This window comes from Halioxenophilus aromaticivorans (genome assembly GCF_042850945.1).
In the GTDB taxonomy this organism is placed as follows: domain Bacteria; phylum Pseudomonadota; class Gammaproteobacteria; order Pseudomonadales; family Cellvibrionaceae; genus Halioxenophilus; species Halioxenophilus aromaticivorans.
Window position 1 is genome coordinate 5,476,917 of sequence record NZ_AP031496.1, and the last position, 14,094, is coordinate 5,491,010.

Below are 14,094 nucleotides of genomic sequence, written 5' to 3' on the forward strand. Positions count from 1 at the left end.
CCACTTTATTGCCGTTGTGAAACCATCAGAAACAGTAACTGGTTTTTACCGTCGTGTAGAACTCTTGCGCGTAACTACCTTGCTCCCGCGCGCCGTAGGACGAGCCCTTACAACCACCAAAGGGCACATGGTAATCCACCCCGGCCGTCGGTAAATTCACCATCACCATGCCAGCCCGAGCGTGGCGTTTAAAATGGTTGGCGTACTTCAACGATTGCGTAGCAATACCGGCAGACAAGCCAAACTCCGTATCGTTAGCTATGCTCAGCGCATGATCGTAGTCCTGCGCTCTGATTACGCTAGCCACAGGCCCAAACACTTCTTCGCGATTAATACGCATGGTATTTTCGGTATCGGCAAACAGAGCAGGGCTGAGAAAGTAGCCCTGGGTTTCGCGCTGCAGCAACTCGCCACCGGTTAGCAGATTCGCCCCCTCGGCCTTGGCAATATTAATGTAGTCGAGGTTTTGCTCTAATTGTTGCTGGGAAACCACTGGGCCGATATCGGTGGTTTTATCCAGGGCATGGCCGACGCGTATTTTTTCAACGCGCGCCTGTAATCCCTCAACAAACGCCGGGTATATTTTATCGGTAACAATCAATCGGCTAGAAGCCGTACAACGCTGGCCGGTAGAGTAAAAGGCGCTTTGCACAGACAGCTCAATGGCTTGCTCTAAATCGGCGTCATCTAAAATAATTTGTGGATTTTTGCCGCCCATTTCTAACTGAACTTTGGCTTGGCGGGCAACGCACTGCGCTGCAATATTACGGCCGGTAGCCACACTGCCGGTGAAACTGATACCGGCAACATCGGGGTTAGATACCAAGGCGTCACCGACGATTCGTCCACGGCCCAGCACCATATTAAACACACCCTTGGGCAATCCGGCCCGATGGATAATTTCAGCCAGCGCCGAAGCGCAGCCAGGCACTAAATCGGCGGGTTTAATCACCACGCAATTGCCGTAGGCCAGGGCCGGCGCTATCTTCCAGGCGGGAATTGCTATGGGAAAATTCCACGGCGTGATTAGCCCTACCACACCAATGGGCTCACGGGTCACCTCAACGCTCACGCCAGGCCGAACAGACGCTAAAGTATCGCCACGTAGGCGTAAACATTCGCCGGCGAAATATTTAAAAATATTACCAGCACGGCTTACCTCACCAATGGATTCGGCCAGGGCTTTACCTTCTTCTCGCGCTAACAACTCACCCAAGGATCGGGCATTAGCGAGAATTTCGTTACCAATAAAGTCCAAAGCGTTGGCACGCATTTGAATGTTACTGTTGGACCACTCCATGAAGGCCGCCTTGGCTGCGTCCACGGCGAGGTTTAATTGTGCCGCGCTGCCCGCTGCATACAAGCCAACAATATCGCTATGGTCCGATGGATTTTGATTTTCAGTGTACTCGCAGGCCTCTACCCAAGCGCCATTAATATAGTGATGATGCTGTTGCATAACTTGCCTCTTAGTCGGTAATTTCTTGGATAGGATGTTATTCGGGAAGCGTGGCAATAAGTGCCGCCAGGGCGTCTTTTTCAGCAGCGGTTAAATCCGTTAATGGAGCACGTACCTTGCCCGCGCTGCGGCCAACGATTTCTGCACCGGCTTTAACAATACTCACGGCGTAGCCGGGGCAGCGGTTGCGTATATCCAAGTAGGGCAGGAAAAAATCGTCGATTAACTGATTAACAGTAGCGAAGTCATCATTTTTGACGGCATTGTAAAAGCGCATAGCCGTTTTAGGAATAAAATTAAAAACCGCTGACGAATACACCGGTACCCCCAAGGCTTTATACGCTGCGGCGTACACTTCCGCGGTTGGTAAGCCGCCCAAATAGGAGAATCGGTCACCCAGGCGACGACGTATGGTCACCATAGTTTCAATTTGGCCAAGGCCATCTTTAAAGCCAATTAAATTGGGGCAGGCCTCTGCTAGAATCTCTAGGCTGTCTGCGGTTAACTGACAGACATTTCGGTTATAGACAATCACGCCGATGTCCACACTTTGGCAAACCCCGGTAACGTAGCTAATCAGCCCGGCTTGGCTGGCCTCGGTTAAATAATGGGGCAACAACAGCAAGCCTTGAGCACCTGAGGCCTGGGCTTGCTTAGCCTGAGCAATGGCGATTGGCTGCGGGCCGCCGGCACCGGCAATAATGGGCACTTGGCCATCACAGGTTTGCACCGCCGTGGCCACAACCTGCTGATATTCTTCCAGCCCGAGCGAGAAAAACTCACCGGTGCCACCGGCTGCAAATAAAGCGCTTGCGCCGTAGGGAGCCAACCATTCCAGCCGCGCGGCATAGCTTTCTGCGTTGAAACCGCCATCGGCGTTAAAGTCGGTGACTGGGAAAGACAAAAGTCCTTCACCAATGGTATTTTTTAACTGAGCTGGAGTCATAGATGCCTGTCCTGTGAAAACGGATGTGAAAACTTTGAAAAGCCAATTCGAAACGAGAACCGCTAGGCGGGGGCCTGCGGTATCCGCTGCCTGACAACGGCAACTGGCAAAGCGTCCGCCTAGCAATCACCGCTGGTGCGGCCGATGGCGTTTACTGGCCAACCTTACATGGCTCTAGTAAGTGGCTCTTGAGTGGCTTTAGATGCAAGTTATTGTTATCAGTTGTAGGACATCGTACAACTAGAGATAAAAATGCGTCAAGGCCCAATTCGCAATCTCTCCCCCTGCTAACGCCTAATGTTACTCCTGTAGAGACTCTTTAGCCTCGGCGTAGAGCGCCCTGTGGCGCTCTTTACTGTTGGTTAGGTGCATACGCATAGCGGCTCGGGCGGCGGCGGCATCCTGGCGGGCAATGGCCAAATAGATATCCTCATGCTCCATGTTTACGCGTGTTAGGTAATTGCGCAGATCGTCTCCGGAGAAGTTTGCGCACTTTAAACGGGTTCGGGGGATAATCGACTTACCCAGGTGCTCTAGGATTTCGGTGAAGTACCGATTACCCGCTGCTCGAGTAATGCACTGATGGAATTCAAAGTCCGACTCAACGTCGTCTTTGTCGCTATTTTGCCCAGACAACATGTTATCCAGGGCTATTTTTAGCTCTTTTAGCTGCATTTCGCTACGCCGCTCGGCGGCTAGGGCCGCCGCCTCTACCTCTAAACTGATGCGCAATTCCAACACCGCGATAACATCTTCCAAGGTGGTAATGGTGGCGGGGTCTATGGTGATTTTACGCTCCGAGGTGCGCAGCACAAAGGTGCCAATACCGTGACGAGTCTCCACCATACCCGAGGCCTGTAGCTTAGAAATGGCCTCTCGTACCACCGTACGGCTCACCCCATACTGCTGCATCAACACCGATTCTGTGGGCAGTTTATCGCCGGGCACAAAGCCGCCGGACTGAATAGAGCCGGTGATTTCGGACACCAAATTTTGGGTTAGGCTGGGGTTTCGTTTGCGGTTGGAAGAAGCCATGCACAATTTTCTTATTGATTAATTATAAAATACCATTACCATAGTTGTACGATGACGTACGACATGAGCACGTTTGGCATTATATAGGCCCTGGGTGCAAATGTCGCCCGCAAAGCGAGCTTTTGGCACGGCTTTTAAGTCTGCCTTTGGCCGGTAAGAAGCACCGTCGCTTTGCCGATACCCCCTAAAACAGCGATACCAAAATAATAAAAGTGAGTTGCCATGATCCCGCAAAAGCATCCTAAATGCCTTCTCCGTTGGTGCTGCCTAGGCAGTTTATCAGCACTATTGTTGGGCGGATGCCAACCCAGTAATTTGGAATCTGGCCTTGCTAAGCCACAGGCGGCTAGCAGTCAAGCCACCACAGTCACCGAGCAAAGCATCGTAGCGGCCATCGCCCTGCCGGCCATTGCCCAGCAAGATTTCCCCATTACGGATTTTGCCAACCACCAGACATTAACCAAGGATGCTCGGCCTGCCATTTTGGCGGCCATAGACAGCGCCAGCGAGAACGGCGGCGGCCGCGTGGTTATCCCCGCCGGAAATTGGACCAGTGCCGGCCCTATTCACCTAAAAAGTAATATTAACCTGCACCTAGCCGAAGGCGCGCACCTGACCTTCAGCCCTCGCGCGGAGGATTACCTACCGGCGGTATTTAGCCGCTGGGAAGGCACGGAAATGTACGGCTACTCACCCTTAATATACGCCAACGACGTACACGACATTGCCATTACCGGCCCCGGTATTATTGACGGTAATGCCGATAGCGAATTTTTCGCCTGGTACCCAAACGAAAAACCCGATCAGCTTAAGCTGCGCAAAATGGGCATTGCTGGCGATCCGGTGAGCCAACGGCAATTTGGTGAGGGCCATTTTTTACGCCCGGGATTAATTCAAATTATTAATGCCGAGCGGGTATTGCTGGATGGCTTTGAAGCGCGCAACTCACCGTTTTGGATTAACCACTTAATTTATACTACCCACGCCACGGTGAGGAACCTTAACGTAAATAGCCATCATCCAAATAACGATGGTGTAGACGTGGATTCCAGCTCCTATGTGTTGATCGAAAACAATGTGTTTCGTACCGGTGACGACTCGGTGGTGGTGAAATCCGGCCGCGATCAAGACGGCCGCAGTATCGGCAAGCCCTCGGAATATGTGGTTATCCGCAATAACGATATGGGAGGCGAAGATGGTATTGCCGTTGGCAGCGAAATGTCCGGCGGTATACGCCATGTGTATTTTACCGACAACATTCTGCGTACCGGCGTTTCTGCCGTACGTTTTAAAGCCAATTTAGATCGCGGTGGTGTGGTTGAACACATTTATGTGAAAGGTTTGCAGGTAGAATCCTTCCGCGATTTATTTTGGTTTCAACTTAACTACCCTGGGGAGCTCGATGGACAACACCCGTCTACCTATCGCGACATTGTGTTTGAAGATATTCACGTACAAAACACCGATACCTTTTTAGAGATCCACGCCCCAGCACCAACACCGGCCAGCAACATCACCTTTAAAAATATTGTGGTAGAGCACACCAAAAATACCTTTATTTTAAATAATGTAGCCAACCTAAATTTAGACAACGTCACCATCAACAACCAAACCATTAACGCCCAATTAAACTGGCAAGCTAAAACAGACAGCAATTAGCAAATAGTAATACCCGCGTTTATCGCACAGAAGTACCCTTAAAAACTAAAAAAGGGGCGGCAATTTATTTCCCGCACCCAATATTTGCCTGGCACCATTATGGGCACAGGCAAACAACACACAATAAATTTATTGCCAACGAGCAATAATTCGTTGCCAACACCGAAGGAGCCGTCCGCTCTGACGGTGGCTGGCGTTTTGTATGTAGAGAGAGGAAGCGCACCATGAATATAACTCTAAAAAGATCACCGCTGTGGATTGCTCTATCCGCTGTGGGCGCGTTAAGCAGCCACAGTGCCCTAGTGAATGCCCAAGACCAAGCCGCCGCCATTGAAGAAATTGTGGTGGAAGCCAGTTACCGCGCCAGCCTGGCCAAGGCCATCGACGCAGAGCGCGATGCTGCCAACGCTCGCGAAAGTATTATGGCCGAAGACATGGGTAAGATGCCGGATTTAAATCTGGCCGAATCGCTACAGCGTGTACCCGGCGTGGCCATTTCCCGCGAGGGCGGTGAAGGCCGACAAATTACTATCCGAGGCCTGGGCCCAGAATTTACCCGTACCACATTAAACGGCATGGAAGTACCGGCGAGTACCGACGGTTTGGATTCCTCCGGCGGCTTAAATGGCGGCCGCTCCTTCGACTTTAACGTATTTGCCTCTGAGCTGTTTAACCGTATCGACATCCACAAAACGCCCACCGCTGCAGTGGAAGAAGGCGGCCTGGCAGGCACCGTGGATTTATACACGGCTAAACCGTTCGACAACCCGGGCTTTAACTCGGCGCTGTCGATTCAAGGCGGCTATAATAGCCTAACCGAAGAAACCGACCCGCGTATTTCTGTTATGGTGAGTAACACCTTTGCTGACGATACTATTGGGGTTTTGTTTTCACTGGCCTCCACCGAGCGTACCGTGCGCCAGGAAGGGTTTGGCACCGTGCGCTGGCAGCAAGCTACAGGCTGGGCAGACACCAGCAATACCGTAGTTAATGGCAGCTTTGCGCCGGGCTACAGCTTGGACAACGCCTGGACACCACGCCTACCGCGTACGGATTATTTTGCCAACGAACAGGACCGCCTAGGCGCTACGGCATCTTTCCAACTGCGCCCCACAGATCAATTGGAATTGAGCCTAGATCTTGCCCACTCCAACTTTGAAAACAACCGCGAATCGTATAATTTCGACGCGCAATTTCGCAGCAACTACGACGATATGACACCGGTTGAGGTATTCCTCAATGACGCGGGTACCGACATCATCGCCGGTCAGTTCAACGACGTTAACCTGCGAACGGAAAGCCGCCTAACGCAATCCGAAACCGATTTTTACCAAACGGTTTTCTCGGCCAAATACGATATCAATGACAATATGCGCTTAAGCGGATTGTTGGGTGTGGCCAGCTCGGAATTTAGGGTAGAACAATACCGCTTTAATATTATTACCGCCGAGCGCCAAAGCTACGGTTACGATTTCCGCGCAAATAATAATATTGCGGAATTGAGCTACGGCTACGATATTCTCGACCCAAGCTTTTATCAGTTTGCCAACCCTACCCTGCGCGCCAACGACGTTGAGCGAGAAAACGAGACCGCGAAAATCGATTTGGAAATCTTGGGTGATTCGTCCAGCTTCCGCACCGGTATCATCTACAACAGCCGCATGGTTGATTCTTCTCAATCCAATATTTCTGATCGTACCACGCCAGCGACTTTGACAGGCTTAACCCAAGAAGTACCCGTGGACGACTTTGGCACCAGGTTAAGTGCGCCGTCTGGTTTCCCACGCAGCTTTTTGGTGAACAACTTCGGCGCAACCATAGCCGCTTACCAAATCGGTGGCTGGGAAACCGACGAAACCTCGGGTAACACCTGGCGGGTTGAGGAAGAAACCCTAGGCGCCTACTTTGAGTTTGATACCGAAAGCGAATTATTTGGCCGCACCCTACGCACCAACGCCGGTCTGCGCATTGTAGAAACCAGCTCAACCATGCAAGGCGCCGTGGCTTTCAATGATGGTGTTGTGCCCGTAACGGTGGAAAATACCTACGTCGATGTATTGCCGTCTATTAACTTTGCCTGGGAAGTTACTGAAGACCTGCAAATGCGGTTAAACTTTGCGCGCAACCTGTCTCGCCCTGGCCTAGGTAGCCTAACGCCAACGTCGTCCTATTCGGGTGTTAATGGTACTTTATCGGGCGGTAACCCCGAGCTTGACCCAATGCGGGCGGAATCCGTGGATATCGCTGCGGAGTGGTATTTTGCGGAGGAATCTCTACTGGGCGCAACCCTCTTTTATAAAGACATTGAGAGTTTTATCGCCTCGGATACCGTTGAGCGCATCCTAGACCCAGTGTACGCCAACCTCGTATTAAATGACGTTGAGTACGACCCAAACACCTGGCAACCGGTTACCGAGCCCTGGACCCACACCCAACCCATCAACAACGATGGCGCCAAGGTAAAAGGGTTTGAGCTAGCCTACCAACAGCCCTTTAGCTTTTTACCCGCGCCGTTTAATCACCTCGGCTTTACCGGTAACTACACCTGGGTGCAGTCGGAATCTGAGTACGGCACTGGCTCCGATTTGGTCACCGCCGATTTAATTGGGCTATCGGAAAACTCATTAAACCTGACGCTGTACTATGAGACAGAAACCTACGGCGCACGCCTTTCCATGAACGATCGAGACGACTACAACACCCGTGTACCCGGCCGTAACGGCAACTCTATTGAGGCGACTTCCGGTTATACCCAGTACGATCTCAGCGCGTTCTACAACATCAACGACAACATTACGTTAACTTTGGAGGCGATTAATATATTCGACGAAAAAGAGCGTTTGTACGTCGGTGAAGAGAACCGAGTGCGTGAGTATAACCACACCGGAGCGCAGTACTTTTTGGGATTACGCGCCGCTTTTTAAGCCCATAATCCCAACCTAACAACTCTCCCTAGGCGCTGCCAAAGTGATTTGGGCAGTGCCATTTTTTTATTCAAGTAGCACTCACTGTAGAGCATTTAAACATGAACCATCGCATAAAAACCGTTATCTGTGGTGCCTGCATGCTGTTAATGGCTTGCTCAGCTACCAACTCTGCAACCGATCAATTACAGTGGGCAGAGCGGGTTGCACAAACCACCATGGACAGAAGCCCTCAAGCCTGGGCCATGCGGCCACAAAAAGGGCTTACCGAACCGCAGTGGTCTTACACCTATGGTTTGGTTTTGCTAGGCTTTCAGCGCTTATACGAGCAAACCGGCAAGCAAGCCTATTTAGACTACGCCAAAACCTATGTCGATCAGCTGATTGATGAGCAAGGCAACATCAAAGATTACGTAGTCTACGAATTTAATATCGACGATATCAACGCCGGCAAACTGCTGTTTTCCCTGTACGATCAGTTTAAAGACCCGCGGTATCTAACAGCCATGCAAAGCCTGCGACAGCAATTACGGTGGCAGCCCAAAACTCGCAGCGGAGGCTACTGGCACAAACGTATTTACCCCTATCAAATGTGGCTGGATGGCCTATACATGGGCTCTGCTTACTACGCCCAATACGCCGCCGCCTTTAACGAAGGTGATGAGTCCTTCGACGAAATCGCCCACCAATTTATACTGATCGGCGAAAAAACCCGCGATTCAAAAACTGGCTTGCTGTACCACGGCTGGGATGAAAGTAAGCTGCAAAAATGGGCCAATCCAAAAACCGGGCTCTCACCGCACTTTTGGTCTCGCGCCATGGGTTGGTACCTGATGGCGTTGGTCGATAGCTTAGAATATATGCCCGCCAAGCACAGTAAAAGAGATCAGCTGGTCACCTTGTTAAACGATCTCAGTAATGCCGTGGAAACCTACCAGCAGCCATCCGGCCTGTGGTATCAAGTTACCGACCAAGGCCCGCGCGAAGGCAATTATCTGGAGGCTTCGGGCAGCGCCATGTTTGCCTACGCCTTTGCCAAGGGCGCACGGCTAGGCCTATTACCAAAAGCAAAAGGCCAAGTAGCGCAAAAAGCATTTGATGGGCTGGTATCGGAATTAATCGAGATAGACGAATCCACTGACCGCGTGCACTTAAACAACATTTGCGGCAGCGCGGGGCTGGGAGGCAACCCCTATCGATCTGGCAGCTTTGAGTATTATGTCGAAGAGCCCATCGTAGTGGACGATGCCCACGGCATTGGGCCGTTCATCTTGGCGGCGCTGGAGCTTGCAAAGCTGGAGGAATAGAAGCGCTGGATTAATAGAAGCGAAGGAGAAATACCAACGCCGGGCGCACAGTTCTTTGGCGAATCAAGCAACCCGCAGCAACGATTTAACAGCCCCTAAATCTCTACAGAATAAAGCTGGCCATGGATGGCCGGCCCGGTGGGTACTCCAGTAGGAGAGCCGCCCATAGGCTCAACACTAATACCAAATAAAGCCGATTGAATTAATTCCGGAGTGAATTGATCCAATGCTTTTACCATGGGCTTCTCAATGGACGATAACAAGCCGAGAGACCTGGGAGACGGCCCTAATTCATCTGCTTTGATCCAAAGTTGATAAGTTTCTCCAGTTAATCCCTCTGCCGTAACCGACTGAACTTTCAGTGTTCGCGTTTTCAAATCCACGCTCATCAAAAAAGCTGGCTGTGCGTCGTCTTTTTGAAACACGGCTACAAACGGTGGTGGCGCTGTTGGCTCCACAACCACGCTATTGAAAACGACGGCCGCAAGTAGTGTTGCCGCCATTGCGTAGCCAGTAAAACTTGCTCTTTGCCAACGCTTCAGCTTGCGCTGCAATAGCACCACCTCTGAATGCGCGTCCACTACGGCCTGCTCTGCCGCCAATTTTGACTCTTGTGGCTCTAGCTGCGCTGCCATGGCCAGCTCTTTTTGCAACTGTTGCAAGATGTATTGTGGCGGAGTTTCAGATTCGAAATTCGCCAACATTGGCGCCAGTTTTAATTCCCAAGTTGTAATAAACGCGTCTAATTCAGAATCGAGCAATCGCTCTTGCTCAATGGCAGCCCGCTCACTCTGGCTTTGAGTTCCCAGTGCGTATTCGGCTGCTTTAAGCTCTTTCTCATTCATGATTTAGATCCTTCGGCGTTTCCCAGGCAAGATTTCAAATGTTTTAAGCTTCTATGGAGCCAAGTTTTGATGGTACCAAGTGGTTGGCTGTAGCGAGCGGCTAGTTCTTGCCTGCTAGCACCGTGGAGATAAGCGTGACGCACCATTTCCGCTTGCGGCTCTCCGACTTCCGTTAAACAAAATTCTAGCCGTTCCAAATCTCTGCGTATCTCAAAACTTTCGCTGGGCGTGGGTGCATTGTCAGCTGCCCGGTTTATAGACTCCTCGTCCTCCTCCTGTGGCGCTTGCCGCTTACGCAAATGGTCAATGGCGTGGTTGCGAGCTATTACGCACAACCACGTAATTACCGACGACTTCTCGCGTTGGAAGAGGCCGGCCTTGCGCCAAACTTTGATGTATACCTCTTGCAAAATCTCTTCTGCAGTTTCTCTTTGCCGTATTATCTGCAACAGTATTCCGAACACTTTTGCGCTGGTTAATTGGTAGAACTGCGTAAACGCTGAACGATCTCCAACTTGTACCAATTGCATTAATTCAACTAAGCGATTTGCTGCTGCCTCGTCGTTTTTCGCCTCTACGCTATTATTAATATTATCACCGCCAAATTCCGTATTGTTTTGCACCATGTATTCAAACCAAATTGTATCCTGGTGCAAACCTTAACCTAGACAGCACCCTATGAGTAGCCCAGATTAAGGTTTCACTTAACGAACGGTTAGTTTATTTGCGAAGACTTCAGAGCAACACTTTCGGCAGAGGGTAATTCCACACTTGCTGAAGGGCTAATATCACCGCCGGGCGAAGCAAACACATCATCAAACCTTAATATTAGGCTGTTGGATTTTTCCGCCACATAAACTGCTGTGCCATCGAACATTAAATCCACAGGATTGCCGAGCATGGTCGCATCACCAGAGATACTGACGCTCACATCCAGAGGCCCATCGGCCATGGCCGCACCGGGTAAGACGTACAGTTTTCCGTCGTTAGCGATGGCGGCGTCACCGACATCGGATACCACCAACGAATCGCTGCTCGGATCGTAATCAATGCCGTGCAAATTGGTCGGCGCCTGCATAGCCTCGCCATTTATCGTGGGGGTGATGGTGCGGTCTTGCATGGCAACATCCATTGTTCCGTCATTCATTGATGAAACCACATTTTCGTAAATTGCAACGGTGCCATCGGTCAATGCTACGAAAGCGGTGTCCGTTGAAGCATCGTAATCGACATCCCATGGGCTAACGTCACCGCTGTTGCCTAGCGTCATTAGCGGGCTTGAGTTACCACCAGCACAGGCGGAAAAGATTTTGATTCCCGGTTCAACTGAATCATTTTCAGCCACAAAAATCAGTCCGTTCATGCTGTCTATGTCCAAACCTTTTGGGCTCACCAACGTTGTAGCGGCACCGGTAATCATACGGTCGCGGGCCATATCGGTACTGCCGTCGGCACGCACACCGGCACCACGACCAGCGACAAACACGCCTGCGCCCATGTCGCTATCATAGGTAGCGTAGAGATCGCCCGCGTTATCCAAACTGACACTTTCGATACTCATGCCCGTGGCAAAGGTTGAGCTAGCCGCAGATAACGAGGTATCGAAGCCCAAAATTTGGCCGTAGGTGGCGCTACCTTCAGCTGGGTTACTGCTTGCAATTATGGAAGCCACCATACCAGCGTCGGTGGTTTCAGAGGCATCGATCAGGTTAAACGTATCGGGTACCTGAACTAAAGATTCTGGCTTAACGCTGCTAGTGATAAGATCTGGCTCCACATCGCCGCTGTCACCCGAAAAGATATCGGCGTAGACCAAAATGGCATCGTTACTTTTCTCAGCAACACGCAGCTCAGAACCGTTTAAGACGATATCTACCGGATTACCCAACATGGTAGTAGGCCCGCTGATGTGCCGCGCCACCGAAGTGTTGCCATCGGCGGAGGCTGCGCTTTCAATCACAAAAATTGCGCCATCGGTGGCGACATCTGCATCGCCCACATCACTAACGACTAAACGATCGCCCGTGGCATCGTAAGCGATACCGTGGCTATTGATGGACAAAATATTACCGTCACCATCAACCGGGGTAATGATACGATTGGGAGTACTGACAAACCCATTGGCGACGTAATCGTCATAGACAGCGACGGTGCCATCGGTTAAAGCCACAAATAATCGGTCATCGGCATCGACGTAGGTCAAATCCCAAGGCTTAACCGACAACGCCGAAACAGCCACCGGCGTGGCATCTCCGCCAGCGGCAGAACCAAACACCGTAATTTGTGTTGCATTAAAATTAGCGACCAACACTAGACCATGGCTGTCAGCGTAGGCGATACCTTTGGGGTTTAACAAACCCGTGTTTGACCCACTTAACTCACGATCTCGATTTACGTCAAAGTCGGCCTCATCGCCCCGCAATGTAATCGCACAGGCAAATCTCAGTGCGCTGTCGGTGATGTCTGCTGCTTGAATAAGATTTCCATTAGAGTCCAACTCAAGCCCTTCATTGGCACCTGAGTTAAACTGCTTTTGCAAGTCGTCGTATTCGGTTATCGTTTCAACAGTACCCGCGTTTTCTGAGCCGTTATTTGCCTTTAAATAAGTAGCTTCGGTAAGTACAAGTTCTTCACCGCCATTGCCTTCCCCGCCACCATTTCCGTTATTGCCGTTGCCATTGCTGTCACTACCACAGGCCATCAAGCCACTGGCCAGCGCAACCGCCGCCGTAAGCTGGGACAAGCGTATAAGTTTCGTTTTGGAGTGGCCCTTCAATAACGATGAAGCAGCAACTGCTGATATCTCTTCCTTTCCTGGCCCTATTAATTTGTTGTTCACAATGCGTTCCTCTTAATAAATTTTGCAAGCTGGATGTGCCGTAATACCAAACACCTAAATTGGCTTGCTCGTAGGTAGCTACGAGAGGATTCACTTTGGGTTTCAAAAAAAAAAAATAATTTTTTTGTAAGTTTTACAACACTTTTAACAGATGGATGGCGCCATAAAAGTTAGGGATATTCGAGATAAGGCTGAGTTGACAGAAAATAACATAATGCTTGTATTACCGACCTAAGAATTCTGGTATGCCAGAAATACTATGTGATTACTGTTTACCAAATGGATATTGGGGCAAGTTGGATCTCTCCAAACCTAGAGAAGTGTTGGCCCGAGAAAGCTGATAAATATCAAGCTAGTAGAGCTTTTAACCAGGAAAGGCGACGCTAGAGATCGCCGACAAATAAGCCGGCGGTTTCGAATTTTTTACTTTACAGAGAATTAGAATCGTATGCGGAGCAAGAGTATCAATTTAATGCTCTATACTGATTAAACGAAATCTCGATTTATGATTTATAGACCGATTAAAGCCCTAAATCACTGAGACTGGGATAATCCGCTGGGCGCACGCCGGCGTCCCATTTAAATTTTCGCTCGCTTTCTTTTATGGCCACATCGTTGATACTGGCGTGGCGTTGTGCCATTAACCCCAGCTCATCGAACTGCCAGTTTTCGTTGCCATAGGACCGAAACCAATCTCCGCTGGCATTGTGCCATTCGTAGGCAAAGCGTACGGCTATCCGGTTTTCTCTGTAGGCCCAGATCTCTTTGATCAGCCGATAATCCAGCTCTTTGCTCCATTTACGCTGCAAAAAGGCAACAATCTCTTCTCTGCCGCTAATAAACTCGGAGCGGTTACGCCACTGAGAATCGGGGCTATAGGCTAGGGCTATTTGTTCTGGTTTTTGAAGATTCCAAGCATCTTCGGCTTTGCGCACTTTGATGCAGGCGGATTCGTAGTCAAAGGGTGGCAAGGGTGGTCTTGGTTCGCTCACAATGGTCGGTCTCGGGTTGATCTATTCTTAAATTTTTTGAAGTGGCAAAGGGAATTTTTGAAGTGGCACAGGCCTACCTAACTCGCAA

Annotated in this window: 10 protein-coding genes; 3 read left to right on the plus strand and 7 right to left on the minus strand. The window is 50.4% G+C overall.

What is annotated here, in order from left to right; genetic code table 11:
- Positions 1-25: 25 nt before the first annotated feature.
- The 3 genes from ACGHM3_RS23290 to ACGHM3_RS23300 form a co-directional block, all read right to left on the minus strand.
- The gene (locus ACGHM3_RS23290) at positions 26-1,459 is read right to left on the minus strand and encodes an aldehyde dehydrogenase family protein (protein ID WP_345424511.1); all 1,434 of its coding nucleotides are present in this window, start codon (positions 1,457-1,459) and stop codon (positions 26-28) included.
- A 37-nt stretch (positions 1,460-1,496) separates the two neighbouring features.
- Entirely contained in the window at positions 1,497-2,405 is a 909-nt protein-coding gene (gene kdgD / locus ACGHM3_RS23295) for a 5-dehydro-4-deoxyglucarate dehydratase (RefSeq protein ID WP_345424514.1), read from the minus strand.
- A gap of 300 nt (positions 2,406-2,705) precedes the next feature.
- Positions 2,706-3,440: a FadR/GntR family transcriptional regulator gene (locus ACGHM3_RS23300; RefSeq protein WP_345424517.1), complete on the minus strand. Its 735-nt coding sequence runs from the start codon at positions 3,438-3,440 to the stop codon at positions 2,706-2,708.
- A gap of 222 nt (positions 3,441-3,662) precedes the next feature.
- On the opposite strand from ACGHM3_RS23300, the gene ACGHM3_RS23305 reads away from it, so the two are divergent.
- The 3 genes from ACGHM3_RS23305 to ACGHM3_RS23315 all read left to right on the plus strand — a co-directional run bounded on the left by ACGHM3_RS23305 (position 3,663) and on the right by ACGHM3_RS23315 (position 9,330).
- Positions 3,663-5,099 carry a glycoside hydrolase family 28 protein gene (locus ACGHM3_RS23305; protein ID WP_345424519.1) on the plus strand — a complete coding sequence of 479 codons (1,437 nt, stop codon included), beginning with the start codon at positions 3,663-3,665 and terminating at the stop codon, positions 5,097-5,099.
- A gap of 224 nt (positions 5,100-5,323) precedes the next feature.
- Complete coding sequence (locus ACGHM3_RS23310; RefSeq protein ID WP_345424521.1) at positions 5,324-8,023, plus strand: TonB-dependent receptor; 2,700 nt, start codon at positions 5,324-5,326, stop codon at positions 8,021-8,023.
- A gap of 101 nt (positions 8,024-8,124) precedes the next feature.
- The gene (locus ACGHM3_RS23315) at positions 8,125-9,330 is read left to right on the plus strand and encodes a glycoside hydrolase family 88 protein (RefSeq protein WP_345424524.1); all 1,206 of its coding nucleotides are present in this window, start codon (positions 8,125-8,127) and stop codon (positions 9,328-9,330) included.
- Between the two features lie 95 nt (positions 9,331-9,425).
- On the opposite strand, the gene ACGHM3_RS23320 is transcribed toward ACGHM3_RS23315, so the two are convergent.
- From ACGHM3_RS23320 to ACGHM3_RS23335, 4 genes are all read right to left on the minus strand, one after another.
- Complete coding sequence (locus tag ACGHM3_RS23320; protein WP_345424527.1) at positions 9,426-10,175, minus strand: anti-sigma factor domain-containing protein; 750 nt, start codon at positions 10,173-10,175, stop codon at positions 9,426-9,428.
- On the minus strand, positions 10,172-10,831 hold the full coding sequence (locus ACGHM3_RS23325) for a sigma-70 family RNA polymerase sigma factor (protein ID WP_345424530.1): 660 nt from the start codon (positions 10,829-10,831) through the stop codon (positions 10,172-10,174). The genes ACGHM3_RS23320 and ACGHM3_RS23325 overlap by 4 nt, the downstream gene beginning before the upstream one ends.
- A 59-nt stretch (positions 10,832-10,890) precedes the next feature.
- A complete protein-coding gene (locus tag ACGHM3_RS23330; RefSeq protein WP_345424533.1) occupies positions 10,891-13,014 on the minus strand; it encodes a hypothetical protein in 2,124 nt (707 codons plus the stop codon).
- 521 nt (positions 13,015-13,535) lie between these two features.
- On the minus strand, positions 13,536-14,006 hold the full coding sequence (locus ACGHM3_RS23335) for a DUF1348 family protein (RefSeq protein WP_390517713.1): 471 nt from the start codon (positions 14,004-14,006) through the stop codon (positions 13,536-13,538).
- Positions 14,007-14,094: the final 88 nt, after the last annotated feature.

Coding starts and splice junctions, on each gene's coding strand:
- ACGHM3_RS23290 (WP_345424511.1), bottom strand. CDS start 1,459: ATGCAACAGCATCATCACTATATTAATGGCGCTTGGGTAGAGGCCTGC.
- kdgD (WP_345424514.1), bottom strand. CDS start 2,405: ATGACTCCAGCTCAGTTAAAAAATACCATTGGTGAAGGACTTTTGTCT.
- ACGHM3_RS23300 (WP_345424517.1), bottom strand. CDS start 3,440: ATGGCTTCTTCCAACCGCAAACGAAACCCCAGCCTAACCCAAAATTTG.
- ACGHM3_RS23305 (WP_345424519.1), top strand. CDS start 3,663: ATGATCCCGCAAAAGCATCCTAAATGCCTTCTCCGTTGGTGCTGCCTA.
- ACGHM3_RS23310 (WP_345424521.1), top strand. CDS start 5,324: ATGAATATAACTCTAAAAAGATCACCGCTGTGGATTGCTCTATCCGCT.
- ACGHM3_RS23315 (WP_345424524.1), top strand. CDS start 8,125: ATGAACCATCGCATAAAAACCGTTATCTGTGGTGCCTGCATGCTGTTA.
- ACGHM3_RS23320 (WP_345424527.1), bottom strand. CDS start 10,175: ATGAATGAGAAAGAGCTTAAAGCAGCCGAATACGCACTGGGAACTCAA.